This is a genomic window from Saprospiraceae bacterium, assembly GCA_016716185.1.
Classification (GTDB): domain Bacteria; phylum Bacteroidota; class Bacteroidia; order Chitinophagales; family Saprospiraceae; genus Vicinibacter.
On the sequence record JADJWV010000003.1, the window covers coordinates 179,482 to 197,987 of the forward strand.

General features: G+C 43.0%; 15 protein-coding genes. 6 read left to right on the plus strand and 9 right to left on the minus strand.

What is annotated here, in order from left to right; genetic code table 11:
- Nucleotides 1-659: 659 nt before the first annotated feature.
- The 3 genes from IPM34_13995 to uvrB all read right to left on the minus strand — a co-directional run bounded on the left by IPM34_13995 (nucleotide 660) and on the right by uvrB (nucleotide 4,617).
- Nucleotides 660-1,442: an undecaprenyl-diphosphate phosphatase gene (locus IPM34_13995; GenBank protein MBK8956648.1), complete on the minus strand. Its 783-nt coding sequence runs from the start codon at nucleotides 1,440-1,442 to the stop codon at nucleotides 660-662.
- 228 nt (nucleotides 1,443-1,670) lie between these two features.
- Nucleotides 1,671-2,588, minus strand: coding sequence for an MBL fold metallo-hydrolase (locus tag IPM34_14000; protein MBK8956649.1), 918 nt, complete (start codon nucleotides 2,586-2,588; stop codon nucleotides 1,671-1,673).
- A 1-nt stretch (nucleotide 2,589) separates the two neighbouring features.
- Complete coding sequence (gene uvrB, locus IPM34_14005) at nucleotides 2,590-4,617, minus strand: excinuclease ABC subunit UvrB (protein MBK8956650.1); 2,028 nt, start codon at nucleotides 4,615-4,617, stop codon at nucleotides 2,590-2,592.
- Nucleotides 4,618-4,646: 29 nt separating this feature from the next.
- Between uvrB and IPM34_14010 the strand changes: the two genes are divergently transcribed.
- The 3 genes from IPM34_14010 to rsmA all read left to right on the plus strand — a co-directional run bounded on the left by IPM34_14010 (nucleotide 4,647) and on the right by rsmA (nucleotide 6,968).
- Nucleotides 4,647-5,417 carry an alpha/beta fold hydrolase gene (locus IPM34_14010; GenBank protein ID MBK8956651.1) on the plus strand — a complete coding sequence of 257 codons (771 nt, stop codon included), beginning with the start codon at nucleotides 4,647-4,649 and terminating at the stop codon, nucleotides 5,415-5,417.
- Nucleotides 5,418-5,496: 79 nt separating this feature from the next.
- On the plus strand, nucleotides 5,497-6,201 hold the full coding sequence (locus IPM34_14015) for an SDR family oxidoreductase (protein MBK8956652.1): 705 nt from the start codon (nucleotides 5,497-5,499) through the stop codon (nucleotides 6,199-6,201).
- Complete coding sequence (rsmA, locus tag IPM34_14020) at nucleotides 6,198-6,968, plus strand: ribosomal RNA small subunit methyltransferase A (protein ID MBK8956653.1); 771 nt, start codon at nucleotides 6,198-6,200, stop codon at nucleotides 6,966-6,968. The genes IPM34_14015 and rsmA overlap by 4 nt, the downstream gene beginning before the upstream one ends.
- Nucleotides 6,969-7,326: 358 nt before the next feature.
- Here rsmA and IPM34_14025 read toward each other — a convergent pair whose 3' ends face one another.
- The 4 genes from IPM34_14025 to IPM34_14040 form a co-directional block, all read right to left on the minus strand.
- Nucleotides 7,327-7,695 carry a hypothetical protein gene (locus IPM34_14025; protein ID MBK8956654.1) on the minus strand — a complete coding sequence of 123 codons (369 nt, stop codon included), beginning with the start codon at nucleotides 7,693-7,695 and terminating at the stop codon, nucleotides 7,327-7,329.
- Nucleotides 7,696-7,840: 145 nt separating this feature from the next.
- On the minus strand, nucleotides 7,841-10,507 hold the full coding sequence (gene infB, locus IPM34_14030) for a translation initiation factor IF-2 (GenBank protein ID MBK8956655.1): 2,667 nt from the start codon (nucleotides 10,505-10,507) through the stop codon (nucleotides 7,841-7,843).
- Nucleotides 10,508-10,554: 47 nt separating this feature from the next.
- Nucleotides 10,555-11,790: a transcription termination/antitermination protein NusA gene (gene nusA / locus IPM34_14035; GenBank protein ID MBK8956656.1), complete on the minus strand. Its 1,236-nt coding sequence runs from the start codon at nucleotides 11,788-11,790 to the stop codon at nucleotides 10,555-10,557.
- Between the two features lie 4 nt (nucleotides 11,791-11,794).
- Nucleotides 11,795-12,265 (minus strand): ribosome maturation factor, encoded by a 471-nt coding sequence (locus tag IPM34_14040; protein MBK8956657.1) that lies wholly within the window; start codon nucleotides 12,263-12,265, stop codon nucleotides 11,795-11,797.
- Between the two features lie 168 nt (nucleotides 12,266-12,433).
- Between IPM34_14040 and mqnC the strand changes: the two genes are divergently transcribed.
- Together mqnC and IPM34_14050 are read left to right on the plus strand one after the other, a co-directional pair.
- Nucleotides 12,434-13,582, plus strand: a complete 1,149-nt coding sequence (mqnC, locus tag IPM34_14045) for a dehypoxanthine futalosine cyclase (protein ID MBK8956658.1) — start codon at nucleotides 12,434-12,436, stop codon at nucleotides 13,580-13,582.
- Nucleotides 13,583-13,591: 9 nt separating this feature from the next.
- A complete protein-coding gene (locus IPM34_14050; protein ID MBK8956659.1) occupies nucleotides 13,592-14,437 on the plus strand; it encodes a purine-nucleoside phosphorylase in 846 nt (281 codons plus the stop codon).
- Between the two features lie 285 nt (nucleotides 14,438-14,722).
- Here the strand turns inward: IPM34_14050 and IPM34_14055 are convergent, their stop codons facing one another.
- Both IPM34_14055 and IPM34_14060 read right to left on the minus strand, forming a co-directional pair.
- Entirely contained in the window at nucleotides 14,723-14,788 is a 66-nt protein-coding gene (locus tag IPM34_14055) for a hypothetical protein (GenBank protein MBK8956660.1), read from the minus strand.
- A gap of 53 nt (nucleotides 14,789-14,841) precedes the next feature.
- Entirely contained in the window at nucleotides 14,842-15,291 is a 450-nt protein-coding gene (locus tag IPM34_14060) for a hypothetical protein (protein ID MBK8956661.1), read from the minus strand.
- 195 nt (nucleotides 15,292-15,486) lie between these two features.
- Between IPM34_14060 and uvrA the strand changes: the two genes are divergently transcribed.
- Nucleotides 15,487-18,330: an excinuclease ABC subunit UvrA gene (uvrA, locus tag IPM34_14065; GenBank protein ID MBK8956662.1), complete on the plus strand. Its 2,844-nt coding sequence runs from the start codon at nucleotides 15,487-15,489 to the stop codon at nucleotides 18,328-18,330.
- Nucleotides 18,331-18,506: the final 176 nt, after the last annotated feature.

The following is an 18,506-nucleotide window of genomic DNA, read 5'->3' on the forward strand; positions in this document are numbered from 1 at the left end:
AATACCGAAAATATATGAATCATTCCTTACGCAATTATAAATTGGTTTCCCGCAAATCACGCAGATTTACGCAGATAATAAATTCAAATGAATTTAATCATGGTTCTGCAGCCCGGGGTAAGCCCAGTACCCAAATTTCGTCACAAGGTATGAGGTATTATACCTATCGCCTCTGGCGGGATTGTTCGACATTCAAATTTATTTCTACTCCTATAAAAGGATTGTAATAATTGAGCCTCGTTCATAAAATCCAGCAGAGATCAAGCGTTCGTTTAGTTATAACCATATATTTTCTGCGCAATTCTGCGAAATCTGCGGGATATAAAAACTTCGTAATACCGAAAATATATGAATCATTCCTTACGCAATTATAAATTGGTTTCCCGCAAATCACGCAGATTTACGCAGATATTAAATTCAATAAATTTAATCATTATTCTGCAGCCCGGGGCAAGCCCAGTATCCGAATTTCGGCACAAGGAACGAGGTATTATACCATTCTACTCTGGCAAGATTTTTTGACATTCAAATTTTACTTGTTCTCTTTTTGAAGATCGAAAAAGTTGTGTCTCCCTCCAAAAATATTTTAGAACAATCTAACTTATAACAGACTGTATTTACAAAAAATGCAAAGTCCAAACGATCACCCAAACGAAAATTCAGGATACTACCTTCAATTGGATGAGGATTATAAATAAAATTCCCAAGGCAATTCTGTACCAGCCAAAGTAAGCGAATCCATACTTTCCAACAAAAATCAGCATAAACTTAACGGCTACCCATGCAGAAACAAAAGCAACGACGAGTCCGGTACACAGCAATTTGATTTCGTATGCTGAAAAAGAGGTTGACGTTTTATACAGATCATAGGAAGTAGCGGCCATCATGGTTGGTACAGCCAATAAAAAAGAAAATTCAGTTGCTTGAGTTTTATTAAATCCGTTAAACAATCCACCAACGATGGTAGCACCTGCTCTGGATACGCCAGGCACCACGGAAATTCCCTGTATAACTCCAATCCAGAATGCATTTTTATCAGGGATTCGATCCAGTTGATCGTAAAAAGTTGTTTTCGAATCGATGTATTTATCGAGCCATAAGAAAAAAATACCGCCAACAATAAGCATTATGGAAACCACCATGGTGCTGAACAAATGCGTTTTGATCAGATCATATGCGAGAAATCCAATAATTGCTGTGGGAACAAAAGCGATCATCAACTTTTTATACATGAATAAATTTTTGTAAAATTTTCCAGCATACATATAAGCAATGGCTAAAATCGCTCCCAGTTGAATGGAGATTTCAAATGTTTTTAAAAACTCCGTATTTTCGAGTCCCAGACAAGCTGAGGTTAATATCATATGACCTGTCGATGAAACCGGTAAAAACTCCGTTAGTCCTTCGACGATGGCAATGATGATGGCTTCCAGTATGTCCATAATTTTTTGACTTTTTGACTTTTTGACTTCCCGATAAAATTTACGTGATTATTTGTTTTCGAAAACTTTATGTTATTTTATCGGGATGACTATTTGACTATTTGACTATTTGACTTTTCGACTTTTAGACTTTTAGACTTTTAGACTTTTAGACTTTTAGACTTTTAGACTTTTAGACTTTTAGACTTTTAAGCTTATCGAATATTCGAAAGGTCGAATTTTCTCTTATCAATACCAATTCCCCTGAACGGCGATTTGAAATCCAAGTGTTTGAATATGCTTTTGCATTTCTTCCGACCACAATAAGGGATTGGTGTGATTCAAGTGAATGAAATTTATTTTCTTTTTTTCATTTGCTTCCTCTTTTTCAAAAAGCTTTATCGTTTCGGTGACCAATGGATGGGGAATTTCTTCAATACTTCTGTTGCTCAACTCGCCCTCGTGATAAAAAGTTGCATCCAAAAAAGCGACATCACACTTGTTGACCTGAGTTACAATATCCAGATTCCATTTTTGCCATTTATCTATATCGGGAATAAATAAGTAATTCCTGCCTGCACAACCGATCTTAAAACCAACGGTCTCAGAAAATTCGTCCCGATGTGGAACCTGAACCGGACTAACAACAATATCATCAGACAATCTAAAATCCTTGTCTTGATTTAAACTCCTGATAGAAATATTATTTAATTGCACCAATTGACTCCAGGGCCCGTTCTGGACAAGAAATTGTGCCATTTTAGGCATCACATACACCGGTATGGCATTTGTATGCATTACTTCCCTCCCAAGTTGCATCAGGCCTGTATAATGTCCGATATGTGCATGGGTGATCAATATGCCATCCGGCATATAGGGCAATTGTCCGTTCGTTTGTTCATGGAGCATTTGAATTTGCAAGGCTATATCAGGACTGGCTTCAACAAGCCACCACTTATTTAATTTCCAGTCGACTACTGCAAGAGAAACAACATGTAATTTTGGATGAGCAGGATTCCATGCTTTCCTGCAACATTCCTTGCGGCAGCCCATGTGAGGATAGCCTCCATCCTGACAAACTCCTAATACCAGGACTGCAGGTTTTGTTTCCTGAGCATGAAAATATTGGAGCCAACAGCAAAAAATTAAAATTAAACTTATTCTCATTTTAAACCAATATTTCTTTAAGCTTCTTTTTCAATGCATTCATTTCATCGCGGTGTACAGCAGCTTGAATAAAGTCCAGATCTTTCGCGGCTGCTTTCATTTTTCGTTCGGCTTCTTCAATTAGTTTTTCAACCTGTGTTCTGCTCATAAAGGCAATCAGCGGATCGGCGGCAACAGATGCCTCCTCTTTTTCGATGTAGGCTTTGGGATCCTTGCCTCTCAGATCCAATATGGAACTCTTTTGCATGATTTCTTCCCGGCTTTTACTCAATGTTTTTGGAGTGATTCCGTGCTCTTCATTATAAGCAATTTGTTTGCTTCTTCTCCTGTTCGTTTCGTCTATGGTTCGCTGCATCGATTGGGTAATTTTATCTGCATAGAAAATTACTTTCCCGTTTGCATTCCTGGCTGCCCTGCCTGCAGTTTGTGTCAGTGATCTGTCGTTTCTTAAAAATCCTTCTTTGTCAGCATCCAATATGGCAACCAATGAAACTTCGGGAAGATCCAATCCTTCCCGCAATAAGTTGACTCCCACTAAAACATCGAATTCTCCAATCCTCAAATCCCTCAGGATCTCCATGCGCTCCATGGTATCGACTTCCGAATGGATGTATTTGCATAAAATCTGCATTCCTTGCAAATATTTACTCAATTCTTCAGACATGCGCTTGGTGAGGGTTGTAACTAACACTCGTTCGCCAACGGATTTCCGGATCCTGATCTCTTCGAGCAGGTCGTCGATCTGATGGAGTGAAGGCCGCACTTCGATGGGCGGATCCAGCAATCCGGTAGGACGGACCACCTGTTCCACAAATTCTCCTTCGGTCTGGCTAAGTTCATAATCACCCGGGGTGGCACTGACATAGACGACCTGATTGATCTGCTTTTCGAATTCCTCAAAGTTCAAAGGCCGGTTGTCCAATGCCGATGGCAATCGAAATCCAAAATTCACTAAATTTTGTTTGCGGGCCCGGTCTCCTCCCCACATGCCCCGGATCTGCGGTATCGTTACATGCGATTCATCAATCATAAGTACATAATCCTCAGGAAAATAATCCAACAAACAAAAAGGCCGGGTTCCCGGATTTCTACCATCAAAAAATCTGGAATAATTTTCAATACCACTGCAATAACCCAGTTCGCGTATCATTTCGAGATCAAACTGTGTCCGCTCTACAATTCTCTTCGACTCCAAATATTTGCGCTCCTCATCGAAGTATTTGCGTTGCTCTTCCAATTCATCTTCAATAGACCGGATGATGTGTTTCAATCGATCTTTCGGAGCAACATACAAATTGGCAGGAAAAATCGCTGCAAATTCCATGCTGGTGATTCGCTTCCCGCTGGAGAGTTCGATCTGATCGATGTTTTCGATTTCATCGCCAAAAAAATGGATCCGGTAACCATAATCTGCATAAGGAAGATAGATATCTACGGTATCGCCCTTAACCCTGAATTCACCGCGGTTCAGGCTGGATTCGGTTCTGCTGTAAAGACTATCCACAAGTTTGTACAGAAAAATATTACGCGGAAGTTTTTGGCCCTTTTGCAATCTGATGATCCCGGTTTTGTAATCCTCCGGATTGCCCATACCAAAAATACACGAGACCGTTGCCACCAGTATGATATCCCTCCGGCCCGAGAGCAACGAAGAAGTAGCTTTCAAGCGAAGGCGGTCCACTTCCTCATTGATCTGTAAATCTTTTTCGATGAAGGTGTCGGTGACCGATATGTAAGCCTCAGGCTGATAATAATCGTAATAAGAAACAAAATACTCTACGGCGTTGTCGGGAAAAAATTCCCTGAATTCTCCGTACAATTGCGCTGTTAAAGTCTTGTTATGGGTCATCACCAGGGTTGGTTTTTCAACCTGGGCAATCACATTAGCCATAGTAAACGTCTTGCCTGAACCGGTGACTCCCAACAATACCTGCGCACGTTCTCCACTTTGAATGCCTGCCACCAATTGTTGAATGGCCTGTGGTTGGTCGCCGGTAGGCTGATAAGGTGAACTTAAGTGAAACGACATGAACTACAAAAATAAGCAGACTCCTGAAAGTGAACGCCGGGATTTTAAATAGTAAACAACAGGGAAGCGGTCATGTTCTGATCATTCTCCATGGCTTATTCGGCAGCCTGGATAATTGGCAATCTATGGCCCGTAAACTCAGCGAATATTTTACGGTCATTACTCTGGATTTGCGCAATCACGGCAAGTCCTTCCATCATCCGGAGATGAATTATCGCGTCATGGCAGACGATCTTTTGGAATTTATTCAAACACACCAGATTCCGGATTGCCATCTCATAGGACACAGCATGGGCGGCAAGGTCATTTTGGAATTGATCAAACGGGAATGGCAAACGCAACATAAAGCGATGGTCCTGGATATAAGCCCAAAAGCTTACCCCAATGTACACAACGAGATCCTCCATGCAATGATTCAATTGCCTCTGAACGAACTCAACAATCGACAGGAATTAGATCAGGCCCTTTCTGCATTTATTAAAGAATTTGAAATCCGGCAATTTATATTGAAGAATGTCGACCGGAATGAACGTGGTCGTTTTAGCTGGAAACTAAATCTGGAAGCCCTGAACAGATGTTATCCGGAAATTTCAAAAGCAATAGAAATAGATCATCCCATTCAAAATGAAATTTGTTTTGTGAGAGGAAGCCGATCTCCTTACATTTTAGAAACAGACCTTGAAATTTTAAAAAATACGTTTATTCATTCCCGTTTTATAACCATTGAGAATGCCGGACATTGGATCCACGTAGATCAACCGGACCTTTTATTCCAAAGCATTGTAGACTATTTTCAATAAATAAATGAAGTGTATTTATAACATTATTGAGAACAAGCCTTCAAGATGGATGTTATTATGGATACTATAAAATCAATTCATGGAAATACAAAAAGCAATTGTACTCATTACGGGTGGGAGTCAGGGCATCGGACTCGAAACTGCAAAACTCCTGGTTGCCAAGGGAGCACAAGTTGCCATTTGCGGGCGCAACCCACAAAGATTGCAGGAAGCAGCCCAAATAAGCGGTGCTTACCCTATTCAAGCAGATGTCAGTAAGGAAGCAGAAGTAAAACAACTCATCCGGAAGGTCATCGAACAGTTCGGTGGTTATAATGTATTGATCAATAATGCAGGATATGGTTACTTTGATCAGTTACAGGATCTGGACTTGAATGAATTCAGAACTCTTTTGGAAACCAATTTATTGGGGGCCGCCTCTTGTGCAAAAGAATCTGCAGCATATTTTATTGAAAAGAACTACGGAAATATCATCAACGTAGCCTCCACAGCGGCGCGAACAGGATTTGCCGGAGGCAGTGCATATTGTTCTTCCAAATTTGCATTAACTGCTTTGACAGAATGCTGGAGAAATGAACTACGCAAACACAACATTCGCGTGATGCAAATCAACCCCAGTGAAGTTCAAACAGAATTTGTAACCAACAGCGGCCGGCCCGCCAGGCCCTTTAACGAAACCAAACTTCAGGCCACCGAGATTGCACACAGCATCCTCGCCATGCTGGAAATGCACGATCGCGGCTTCATCACCGAGCTCACCGTTTTCGCTACCCATCCGCAATGAAATATCCTTCCGCTAAAAAATCATTCGGACAGCACTTTTTAAAAGACCGGAATGTTCTGGACAAGATCAGGGAGATCATTGCCAAATTGGATGTACCGTCCATTCTGGAGATCGGCCCGGGTACGGGAGCCCTTACCGAACAATTGTTAGTTTTCGGAAAAGAACTGAAATGCATAGAAGCAGACAGAGATATGCAGGAATATCTGCTTCGAACCGGAATTCTGAAACCAGAACAACTTATCTGTGGAGATGTATTGGACATTCCTCTCAAAGAAGTCTTTAGCGAACGTCAATTTATACTATGCGGAAATTTTCCCTACAATATTTCTTCGCAGATTCTGATCCATACCCTGTTCAATTCTGCTTTTATCCCCCATATGATCGGGATGTTTCAGAAAGAAGTTGCTTTGCGCGTCATTGCGAAACCGGGCACCAAAGAGTTTGGTTCGTTAAGTGTGCTTGCACAATTGCTTTATGATCCTGTAAAATGTTTTGATATTGCACCAGGGGCCTTTCAGCCACCGCCAAAAGTTACTTCATCGGTGATCCACCTGACCAGAAAACAAGAATTGATGAATCCGGATTTGTTCAGAAAAATCCAAAAGCTGGTCCGGCATGCTTTTCAATACCGGCGTAAAACTTTGCGGAATAATCTAAAATCTTATGTTACTCAACAACAAATGTTGGAGGCTGATTTTTTTAACTGCAGAGCAGAAACCTTAAGTCCGGCTGAATTTATTAAATTGTACGAGAAATTGAATGGCTGATGGAGAATTGGGCTTAAAGCGGGAAGCTAAAAGCGATAAGCGAAGAGAGCAACGTGGAAAGTTCAATGTTCAAAGAGTAAAAAGCTTGATAAATCAGAGAAGGCTCCTAAATTTTTTAATCATAACAGGACAACTGCAAAGCAATTGAATTCATTAAGAATATTGCATAAAACAATTCAACTCACGTGAACTATACGCTAAGGTATCGACTTTATCAAAAGGTCTAAAGGTCTAAAGGTCTAAAAGTCTAAAAGTCAAATGGTCTAAAAGTCAAATCTTCTAATAGTCCAAACGTTCCCATACGAACAAATGTTAGTATTGATTTTTTCGCTTAAAGCTTAAAGCTTCTTTTCGGCATTCACTTTCTCTCCAGCTCACCCAATGTCAAAGTAGGCTGAAAACTTTTTAAGTGGTCGATCCTGAATCCGAAAGGCCTGCCTCTGTACACAAAATTGGTAGCCGCTGATCCTCCTTGTCCGCCAATTTCAACTTTGATTTCAAGTTTGGTCAGCAATTCATTATCGTACTTGACTTCCGGGTAACTCAGACTTACCCCTTTGAGGCCAACTGCAGCGCGGATGGAATCAAGCAATTCAACAGACATTTTTCTGCCGAAATGGACCTCAATCGTGTCGTCCAGGATGAAAACAGCATGTGGTTTAGGTTCTTGCTTGCAAGCCAGCATGAGCAGAATTGCAATTCCAAAATAGAACAGGATTTTTTGCATGTCGGGAAGTTTGAATCTTTGCTAAAGATAGACCTTTGCCCTTCTTGGGCAAATAAAATTTAATGCAAACTGAGGTATATTGAATGAACCCGGTTAAGAATTGATTTAATACGGTGGTTTAATTATTCAACCGGCCTAGCTAAGATCAACTGAGCTTTTGTTTGACCTCGGTAATTTCATATGCTTCAATGATATCTCCTACTTTGATATCATTAAAATTCTTGATGGAAATTCCGCACTCCATATTTTCTTTTACGTCTTTCACATCGTCCTTAAACCTTTTCAGGGACGCGATTTCGGCTGTAGCACCTTCCCTGTTGGGGTATACCACGATGCCATCCCGGATGATCCTGACCGGATTGTTCCTGGCCAGCTTTCCTTCAACAACCATGCATCCTGCGACCGTTCCAACTTTCGAAACTTTGAAAACTTCCCGCACTTCAATTTGTCCGATGATTTTTTCTTCTTTCGTGGGCTCGAGCATTCCTTCCATGGCTGCTTTGATCTCATCGATGGCTTCGTAAATAATTGAATACAGCTTGATCTGTACTCCCTCCTTTTCCGCCAGATTTCTTGCCCCTAAAGAAGGCCTTACCTGAAATCCTATGACAATTGCATCTGATGCTGAGGCCAGCAAAACATCTGATTCTGCAATGGGTCCTACTGCTTTATGAATAACGCTTACCTGAATTTTTTCTACAGAAAGTTTGATTAACGAATCCGCCAACGCTTCAACAGAGCCATCCACATCTCCTTTTACGATTAATTTCAACTCTTTGAAATTACCCAATGCAAGACGGCGTCCAATTTCGTCAAGTGAAATCCGCTTTGCAGCACGGCTTGCTTGTTCTCTGTTGATTTGAGCCCGACGACCGGCAATCAACCTTGCTTCACCTTCATCTTCCATTACCTTAAATTTCTCACCGGCGGTGGGAGCTCCGGGCAACCCTAAAACCAACACAGGTGTTGACGGTGGAGCTTTGGTTAATTTTTGAGCCCTTTCGTTGAACATGGCTTTTACTTTTCCTGCATGTTCACCAGCCAAAATAAAATCTCCATTTTTCAATGTTCCATTTTGCACCAACAATTTGGTGACATAACCCCGGCCTTTATCCAACGAGGCTTCGATAACGGTACCGTTCGCAGGTCTCTTCGGATTGGCTTTGAGATTTAACACCTCGGCTTCAAGTAGTATTTTTTCGAGGAGGGAATCGATCCCTAATCCTGATTTTGCAGAAATATCCTGCGACTGATATTTTCCACCCCATTCTTCCACCAGCAAATTCATTTGGGAAAGTTCATTTTTTATCCGTTCAGCATCTGCTCCGGCTTTATCCACCTTATTGATCGCAAAGACCATGGGTACTCCTGCAGCCTGCGCATGAGAAATGGCCTCCTTGGTTTGAGGCATCACGTGATCGTCTGCAGCAATAATGATCACAGCGATATCTGTAACTTTTGCACCTCGCGCACGCATGGCTGTAAAGGCCTCGTGACCCGGGGTATCCAGAAAAGTAATGGGTTTGTGATCCGGACCTACTTTCACTTCGTACGCACCGATGTGCTGGGTAATTCCACCGGCTTCGCCGGATGCTACGTTTGCTTTCCGGATGTGGTCGAGTAATGAAGTCTTACCATGGTCGACGTGTCCCATAACGGTCACGATGGGTGCCCGCTCAACCAAATCAGCAGGATCATCTACAATATCTTCTTCTTCTTCAACGCCCTCTTCTTCCGCGCTGATGAATTCAATCTTATGTCCAAATTCTTCTGATAAAATTTCAATGACCTCTGCGTCCAAACGTTGATTGATCGAGACGATGATACCCATGTTCATACAGGTCATGATAACATCCGATACGGGTACATTCATCAGATTGGCCAATTCAGAAACGGTCACAAACTCTGTAAGCTGAATAGCGGAAGCATCTTCTGCTGATTGTCTGATGTTTTCCTTCTCCCGCATTTCTTCCCGCTTGTCGCGGCGAATCTTTTGCCTTTTATTTTTTCCACCCTGATGCAACTTGGCCATGGTTGCACGGATCTGATCTTCGATTTCTTTGGTTGATACTTCTTTAGATTGTTCCGGCGTGCGCTGACCTGCACGGTTGCCTCTTTCGTCCGGTTGAAAATCGGATGTGTTTACCTTTTTGCGCTTGCGTTTGCGCTTCTTTTTATCAGCTTCTGATTCTTCTTTCTTTACCGGTGCGCCGCCAGGAGGTGTGGCTGCTTTTTTGGCATCTTCTTTTTTCTTGGTGGTATCTTTTAATTTGCTGGAATCAATTTTTCCAAGAATCTTTAAACCTTGCAGCTGGGGTGCTTCGATGCGGGTTATTTCCTCTGCGACTACAGCGGGTACCTCTGCCGGAGCCGGAGCCTCTGCAGCCGGTTCTTCTTCTTCTTTTTTCTTTTTCCGCTTGGTCTTGGCTTCAGGTTTTTCGAGTTCAATTTTACCAACAACTGTTAGTTTGGGTTTATCTTCTTCATCGACTTTGGCAGTTATGACTTCCTGTGTTTTTGCAGCAGGTTTTTCATCTGGGGCCACAGTGGCAACAGCCGGATCTCCAAACAGATTGATGCTTACCTTCGGTTTTTCTTTGACTACAGCCGGGGTAGCCAGCTTTTGAAGCTGGTCGGCCTGTTCTTTTTCCTGAATATCCTTCTGGAATTCTTTCAGCAGCTCGGTATACATCTCATCGGTAACCTTTGCAGTAGGTTTGTTTTCAATTTCAAAACCCTTCTTCTGCAAAGCCTCTACAACCGTGCTCAGCCCGACGTTAAATTCCGTTGCTACTTTAAATAATACTTTCATTCCTTGCGTTTACCTATACCCAGCCTGTATCAACACAGCACAAGCTCTCAATCTTTTAATTCCTCTTCCAATATTTTTATAACCTCAATAACGGTTTCTTCTTCGAGATCGGTCCGCCGAACCAGTTCTTCAACACTCAATGTCAACACACTTCTGGCAGTATCGCATCCGATCTTTTTAAATGCATCGATAACCCATTCTTCGATCTCGTCGGTAAATTCATCCAGATCCACATCGTCAATTTCTCCTTCATCCTGGTCGCGATATACATCGATTTCATAACCGGTCAGTCTCGAGGCGAGTTTGATATTGGCGCCGCCTTTTCCAATAGCGAGCGACAACTGGTCTGCTTTCAGATATACACTGGCTTTTTTGTTGGCCTCATCAATTTCGATGCTGCTGATCTTTGCCGGTGTAAGCGATCTTTGAATATAGAGATTGAGATTGTTGGTAAAGTTTACAATATCGATATTTTCATTTCTCAATTCGCGCACAATTCCGTGAATCCTGCTTCCTTTCATACCAACACAGGCACCTACCGGGTCGATCCGGTCGTCGAAGGATTCGACTGCCACTTTTGCACGCTCGCCGGGAAGCCGCACAATTTTGCGGATCACAATGAGTCCGTCTTCGATTTCGGGAACTTCCTGTTCCATAAGTCTTTGAAGGAAACTCGGATCTGTTCTGGACAAGGTAATAAACGGCTGGTTATTTTTGAGTTCTACTTTTTTAATGACGGATCTCACGATATCGCCTTTCCGAAAATGATCTCCGCGAATCGTTTCGGTTCTTGGAAGTATCAATTCGTTGTTGGTTGCATCGTCTATGATTAAAAATTCCTTTTTCAAAACCTGATTCACCTCGCCGATGACCAATTCCCCTTCGCGCTCGGAATATCTTTTATAGACATCGTCTTTTTCCAGTTCCATAACTCTGGATACCAGCGTTTGTCTCGCTGCCATGATGGCTCTTCGCCCAAAATCATCCAATTCGAGCTGTTCGTAACATTCCAGCCCTATTTCATATTCCTCGTCAATGGCCATGGCCTCCGAAATCGCGATTTCTTTCAGATCGTCTGTGACCTCCCCATCGGGTACGATCTTGCGGATACGCCAGATCTCGAGATCCCCTTTTTGGGTATTGACGATGACGTTGAAATTTTCATCTGAAGCATATTTCTTACGGATCATGGAACGGAAGACATCCTCCAATACCCTCATCATTGTGGGTCTGTCGATATTTTTGCCCGCTTTAAACTCCGCAAAAGTTTCTACAAGTTTCATTGCACTAAATTTTTATGACAATTTTTGCTTCTGCAATGGCATTATAAGGCAATTGCATTTCTATGTTTTCTTTGATCTTTTTTTTTCCCTCTTTTCTAAGTTCTTCCCGCCCTAATATCAATAATGTGTCGTCCGCATCGAGAATAGTCCCCTGTGTAGAAGACCCATCTGCCAACTTCACCTGCAACTCCCTGCCAATATTTTTGACGTATTGCCTTGGATAAAGCAGTGGCCTGGTTAAACCTGGCGAAGAAACTTCCAGCACATAATCAGGTCCGAACCATCCATTTTCGTCGAAGAATTTTTCCAGATATCTGCTCAAACGCTGACATTTTTCAAAATTCATTCCACTATCGCTGTCGACAAAAATTCTTGTCGTTTTCCCGTGTTGTTCGATCGCCACCAAAAAACAATCCCGAAAGCTTTCTTCCTGAAATTTCTTCGCGAGGAGATCCTGAATTTCTTCTGTGTACATGAGCTCAGGTATTAAAACAAAAAAAGGGAACTTTTCCGTCCCCTCCTCTTAAAAGCCGCACAAAGGTAATACTTTTTTGGCGCATTATCAAGAATTTAGATTCCTGTAATCATTTCTAAAACAATATGTTTGCGGGGTCTGTTAGTGAATTCGGACTTTCCTTAATAAATGGCATTCATTCAAAAAGATCTGCTATACAAAGCCCTCAACAGGGAATATCTTACTGCGGAAGAAGGGCTCTGGCTGTTTAAGCATGCTCCAACAGCCGAATTGATGCATACAGGCCACAAAATCAGGCAATTGCAAGTTCCCGGCAACAAGGTTGGCTGGATCATAGACCGGAATGCAAATACCACCAATGTTTGCATCGCCAACTGTAAATTCTGTAATTTCTACAGGCCTCCGGGGCATCGGGAATCCTACATAACCAAACTAAACGAGTACAGACACAAAATAGAGGAAACCTTCCGCTATGGCGGGCACCAGCTCCTGCTTCAGGGTGGGCACCATCCGGATCTGGGGCTCGATTACTATTGCAAATTGTTCCGGGATCTCAAAAACATGTTTCCCACACTCAAATTGCACGCACTCGGTCCGCCGGAAATTGCGCATATCACTAAACTCGAAAATTCAAGTCACACCGAAGTCCTGAAAGCGTTGAAGGAAGCTGGACTGGACAGTTTACCCGGTGCCGGTGCTGAAATTCTGTCAGATCGGGTGAGAAGATTGGTTTCCAAAGGCAAATGCGGTTCACAGGAATGGCTCGACATCATGCGTGCAGCACATCAACTTAGAATTACGACCTCTGCGACCATGATGTTCGGTCATGTCGAAACGCATGAAGAGCGGATGGAACATCTGGTTTCCATAAGGCAGGTTCAATCTGAAAAGCCATCAGACGCTAAAGGGTTTCTGGCATTTATTCCCTGGCCGTTTCAGGACGAAGGGACGATGCTCAGAAAACTCAACCGCGCCAGAAATGCATGTACTGCCGACGAATACATCCGGATGATCGCTGTTTCGAGGATCATGCTGCCTAATATTATCAATATTCAGGCTTCCTGGCTCACTGTGGGGAAACCCACGGCCCAGGTCTGTTTATATGCAGGTGCAAACGATTTTGGAAGTATCATGATCGAAGAAAATGTCGTTTCAGCAGCAGGGGCTGCATTCCGGTTCACTGCCAGCGGAATTCAAAAAGCAATACGGGAAGCGGGGTTTGAACCGCAACTCCGGAATCAGGAATACGAACCTTTGGTCTGGGATCCTTCTACTGAAGATCAGAAGCTGGATCGCAGCTTCATGCAGGTAAATTAACATCCAGGTATGTCAGAATTATTTCAGCAAATTGACGAAAGCGTAGCCTTTCTAAAATCGAAACTCGGCCATATCCCTGAAACCGGAATTATATTGGGTACAGGCCTGGGCAAATTATCCGACCGTGTAAAGAAGTTCAAAGAAATTTCTTTCAATCTTATTCCGCATTTTGCGCCTCCCACTGTGGAAAGCCATACCGGAAAAATCATACTGGCCGAATGGAATGATAAGCAGGTCCTCATTTTGTCCGGTCGCTTGCATTATTACGAAGGCTATTCTACCCAGGAAATCACTTACCCCATCAGGGTCTTAAAGGAGATCGGGATCAGACAATTGTGGATCACCAATGCCAGTGGATCTGTTAACCCGGACTTGCATGCCGGGGATGCTGTTTTTCTGAGGGATCATATAAATTTTCATCCTGAAAATCCGCTTCGGGGACATTACGAACCCAGAATGGGGGTTCGCTTTCCGGACATGTCTGAAGTTTACAATAAGAATTTACTTTCCAAAGCCGAACAATGTTGTGTTAAATTAGGCATTCCCTTTCGCAAAGTGGTTTATTTCGGATTACAAGGTCCCAGTTTGGAAACTCCTGCAGAATACAGGATGATCCGCATTCTGGGCGCAGATGTAGTCGGAATGTCAACGGTTCCTGAAGTCATCGTTGCTCATCAATGCGGACTTAAAATTTTAGCGGTATCGTTGGTTACAAATTCTTGTCCCGACGATCCGGATTATGACAAAACCAGTCTGGAATCGGTACTTCGGGTGGTTGAGCAGAATGCGTCGAAGATTTACGATATTATTGAGGCGATGTTGGGGGAGGGGGCTTGTAGGCCTGTAGGCCTGTAGGCTTTTAGGGTGGGGGGAATTTAATTCAGCGAAAAATCTTGAAGCGAAAAGCTTAAAGTGAAAAGCTTGAAGCGAAGAATTTGATTTCTAAATTAAAACTAACTAATGTTAGTTTAAACAATTTCTTTCCAACCCTGAACAAAACTAACAACTAACATCTATCAACAAACTTCTGTCATCTAACAACTAACTTCTATCAACTAACAACTAAAACTGATCCCGACATTCGGTACTGCCAACTGCTTACTGCTCACTGCTGACTGCCAACTGCTCACTGCTAACTGCTTACTGCCAACTGCTTACTGCCCACTGCTTACTGCCCACTGCCAACTGCCCACTGCCAACTGCCAACTGCTCACTGCCAACTGCTTACTGCCAACTGCCCACTGCCAACTGCCAACTTCCTAAACTCTTCTCCACAAAATCAGATCGGTCCGCGGTGGTTCCAATCCGGCATCGCGGATGGATTTGGCGATTTGACCCCGGTGATAAGAAGAGTGATGAGATACATGTGTTAATATATCCAGCAGTTTGGACTGAAATGGATCGGGACTGCTGATGGCTGTATAGTTGATGATCTGTTCCAGCTCCATATCTTTAAGAATGGTTTCGAGTTCGGTTTTATTTTTCACGATGAGTTTGGAAAGGTCATCCAAAGGGAGAATGACCCAAAAGGGATGGTCAAAAGGTAATTTTAAAATTCTGTGTTGCCATACATGTTGGGTCATGATGATGTGCGTAAACATTTTGTATGCATATTCATTAAGTTCCGCTTTTTCCGGGAACAGGATCTCCTGCACCAAATGATTTGCAGCATCGTGATATGCGAATAATTCTTTCAGATAGGTTTTCATGTTGCGTTTATACAATTTTTAAAATAAGTTTTACATAGATCTGGACTTCTCCTGTGTAAAATTAAGGCAGTTCTTTAAAATCAAACTTAATGAAATATCGAATTTGGGTAATTATTTAATCGGTTTTCGGTTTAAACAATATTTTTAAAAGCTATGATTTCTTTGGCTTCAAAGGCCGTAACTTTGCGTCCCTTCATGGAATTCATTGATCAATACCCGGAACTCGAATGGATCACCATTACTGGTGCTGCCGAACACAACCTCAAGCAGGTTTCCTGTAAAATCCCAAGGAACGAACTCGTGGTGATCACGGGTATTTCCGGTAGCGGAAAATCCTCACTTGCCTTTGATACGCTTTATGCCGAAGGCCAGCGTAGGTATATGGAGACTTTTTCCCATTATGCCCGTCAGTTTTTAGGCAATATCGAACGCCCCGAAGTGGAGCGGATCGAAGGACTGAGTCCGGTCATATCCATCGAACAAAAGACGACCGGTTGGAATCCCAGATCTACAGTCGGAACCATCACCGAAATTTACGATTTGTTTCGATTGCTTTTTGCCAGGGCTGCAGATGCTTATTCCCATGCCAGCGGCGAAAAAATGGTTCGCTATACGGAAGAACAAATGCTGGAATTGATCCAGGATCAATTTAAAATGCAGACGGTGAGCATACTGGCACCTGTAGTCCGCTCCCGGAAGGGCCATTACCGGGAGTTGTTTGACCAGATCAGAAAACAAGGTTTCAGCAAAGTGCGCATCGACGGTGTGTTGACTGAGCTCAGCCCAGGCATGCAGGTCGATCGGTTTAAAATACACGATATTGAAGTCCTCATTGACCGACTTCAGATTAACCCTTTAAAATCTGAAAGACTGCAATACAGTGTTCAGACTGCACTAAAAATAGGTCAGGATGTTTTGTTTATTTTATTGCCCGAAGAACAGAAAATTTTTCCCTACAGCAAGCGCCTGATGGATGCCGTATCCGGTATTTCTTATGATGAGCCCTCTCCGAATACTTTCTCATTTAACTCGCCTTATGGAGCATGTCCCGAATGCAAAGGACTGGGTTCTGTTTTCGAAATCGATCTCAAACAAGTCATTCCCGACGATGAAAAAACCATTGCCGAAGGAGGAATTGTCCCCCTGGGCGAGCAAAGGGAAAACTATTTGTTCAGACAGCTCAGGCAAATTGCGGACCGGCATAAATTTACTTTCTCCACTGCTGTCCGGAAAATTCCAAAAAAAGCTATGGATACCATCCTGTATGGTGGAGACGACAGTTACCCAAATCCGAATCCAAACGGATGGTACGAAGATAGTTTTCATCTGGCCAGTGAAGGCCTGGTCAATATGTTGAAGAGGTGGTACCGCGAAACCAGTTCTGAAAAGATCAGGCGATTTGCAGAAGACTTTATGATCGTTACCGATTGTCCGGAGTGTAAGGGAAGCCGGCTTAAAAACGAGAGCCTGTTTTTTAAAATAGCGGACATGAATATCAGTCAGCTGGCACAGATGGATATTTCCGATCTGCACCAGTGGCTCGAAGGATTGGAATCGCGGCTCAGTGACAGGCAAAAAGTCATAGGCAAAGATATTTTAAAAGAAATCCGTGCACGCGTCGGATTTCTTTTGTACGTTGGCCTTGATTATCTTTCCCTGAACCGAACGGCCGTTAGTTTGTCGGGAGGTGAATCTCAGCGAACACGATTGGCAACACAAATTGGTTCGCAACTTACAGGGATCACCTACATTCTCGATGAACCCTCCATTGGTCTGCATCCCCGAGACAACCGCAGGCTCATTCAATCGCTGAGGGAACTGACTGACATTGGGAATACCGTCATTGTGGTAGAACACGATAAAGAGATCATGCAGGCTTCGGATTACATCATCGACCTGGGTCCGGGTGCGGGTGTTCATGGTGGACATATTGTCGCCGAAGGAAAACCGGATGCTTTTATTCAATTGCACTCCATCACCGCAGAATATCTGGCGGGAAGCCGAAATATCGAATTGCCTGGCAAAAGAAGAAAAGGCAATGGGAAGCAGCTTGTATTAAGAGGAGCGCGGGGAAACAACTTAAAAAACCTGAGTATTAAATTTCCTTTAGGAACTTTCATGTGCATCACGGGGGTTTCGGGAAGTGGTAAATCCTCGTTGATCAACGAAACGCTGTATCCCATATTGCGCGAACATTTTTACAACAGTTTGCAAAGGCCTCTGCCCTATGAAAGTATTGAAGGTCTTGAACATCTGGATAAGGTCATCGAAATCGATCAGGAACCTATTGGCAGAACTCCGAGGTCCAACCCGGCTACATATACCGGTGTTTTTACAGAGATCCGGAACTTATTCACGGGATTGCCTGACGCCAAAATCAGGGGTTACAAAGCGGGAAGATTTTCTTTCAATGTCAAAGGGGGACGTTGTGAAACCTGCGAAGGTGCCGGTATGAAAGTCATCGAGATGAATTTTCTTCCGGATGTCCATATTCATTGTGAAACCTGCAACGGGAAACGATACAACCGGGAAACGCTGGAAATTTTATACAAGGGAAAATCTATTGGAGAAGTCCTGGAAATGACTGTTGAGGATGCTGCTGTTTTCTTTGAAAATGTTCCCAAGATTTACAGGAAATTAAAAACGCTGGTAGATGTTGGATTGAGTTACATCACCCTCGGACAGCAGGCTACTACTTTGTCTGGAGGCGAGGCGCAACGCGTAAAACTTGCGGAAGAACTTTCTAAAAAAGATACGGGCAATACACTTTACATCCTCGACGAACCCACCACCGGATTACATTTCGAAGACATCCGGCAATTGATTGAAGTTCTCCAAAAGCTCGTCGAACGTGGAAACACAGTCATGGTGATCGAACACAATCTGGATGTTATTAAAGTCGCAGACGTGGTTTTGGATTTAGGCCCCGAAGGTGGCAAACATGGCGGCCACATCGTAGCGTATGGAACTCCCGAACAACTAACGACTGTTAGTGAATCTCATACGGGCCAGTATTTGAAAGCGGAGTTGGGTCTTTGATACTTTTGCTTGATCCAAAATGGTACATTTTCAATAAAGAGAGCTAAGTAGAATGGCATATCTTGTATTTAACCGCAAAGAGCGCAGAGTCTTTCGCAGAGAACGCAGAGGGATCCCGTTGAGTAAAAACGCAATTTCATAAAAAGGTATTTCAATTGAAACGGTAATTCTCTGCA

What these genes read in the sequence shown, in the direction of transcription:
- IPM34_13995 (MBK8956648.1), bottom strand. Translation starts at nt 1,442, where the DNA reads ATGGACATACTGGAAGCCATCATCATTGCCATCGTCGAAGGACTAACG.
- IPM34_14000 (MBK8956649.1), bottom strand. Translation starts at nt 2,588, where the DNA reads ATGAGAATAAGTTTAATTTTAATTTTTTGCTGTTGGCTCCAATATTTT.
- uvrB (MBK8956650.1), bottom strand. Translation starts at nt 4,617, where the DNA reads ATGTCGTTTCACTTAAGTTCACCTTATCAGCCTACCGGCGACCAACCA.
- IPM34_14015 (MBK8956652.1), top strand. Translation starts at nt 5,497, where the DNA reads ATGGAAATACAAAAAGCAATTGTACTCATTACGGGTGGGAGTCAGGGC.
- rsmA (MBK8956653.1), top strand. Translation starts at nt 6,198, where the DNA reads ATGAAATATCCTTCCGCTAAAAAATCATTCGGACAGCACTTTTTAAAA.
- IPM34_14025 (MBK8956654.1), bottom strand. Translation starts at nt 7,695, where the DNA reads ATGCAAAAAATCCTGTTCTATTTTGGAATTGCAATTCTGCTCATGCTG.
- infB (MBK8956655.1), bottom strand. Translation starts at nt 10,507, where the DNA reads ATGAAAGTATTATTTAAAGTAGCAACGGAATTTAACGTCGGGCTGAGC.
- nusA (MBK8956656.1), bottom strand. Translation starts at nt 11,790, where the DNA reads ATGAAACTTGTAGAAACTTTTGCGGAGTTTAAAGCGGGCAAAAATATC.
- IPM34_14040 (MBK8956657.1), bottom strand. Translation starts at nt 12,265, where the DNA reads ATGTACACAGAAGAAATTCAGGATCTCCTCGCGAAGAAATTTCAGGAA.
- mqnC (MBK8956658.1), top strand. Translation starts at nt 12,434, where the DNA reads ATGGCATTCATTCAAAAAGATCTGCTATACAAAGCCCTCAACAGGGAA.
- IPM34_14050 (MBK8956659.1), top strand. Translation starts at nt 13,592, where the DNA reads ATGTCAGAATTATTTCAGCAAATTGACGAAAGCGTAGCCTTTCTAAAA.
- IPM34_14060 (MBK8956661.1), bottom strand. Translation starts at nt 15,291, where the DNA reads ATGAAAACCTATCTGAAAGAATTATTCGCATATCACGATGCTGCAAAT.
- uvrA (MBK8956662.1), top strand. Translation starts at nt 15,487, where the DNA reads ATGGAATTCATTGATCAATACCCGGAACTCGAATGGATCACCATTACT.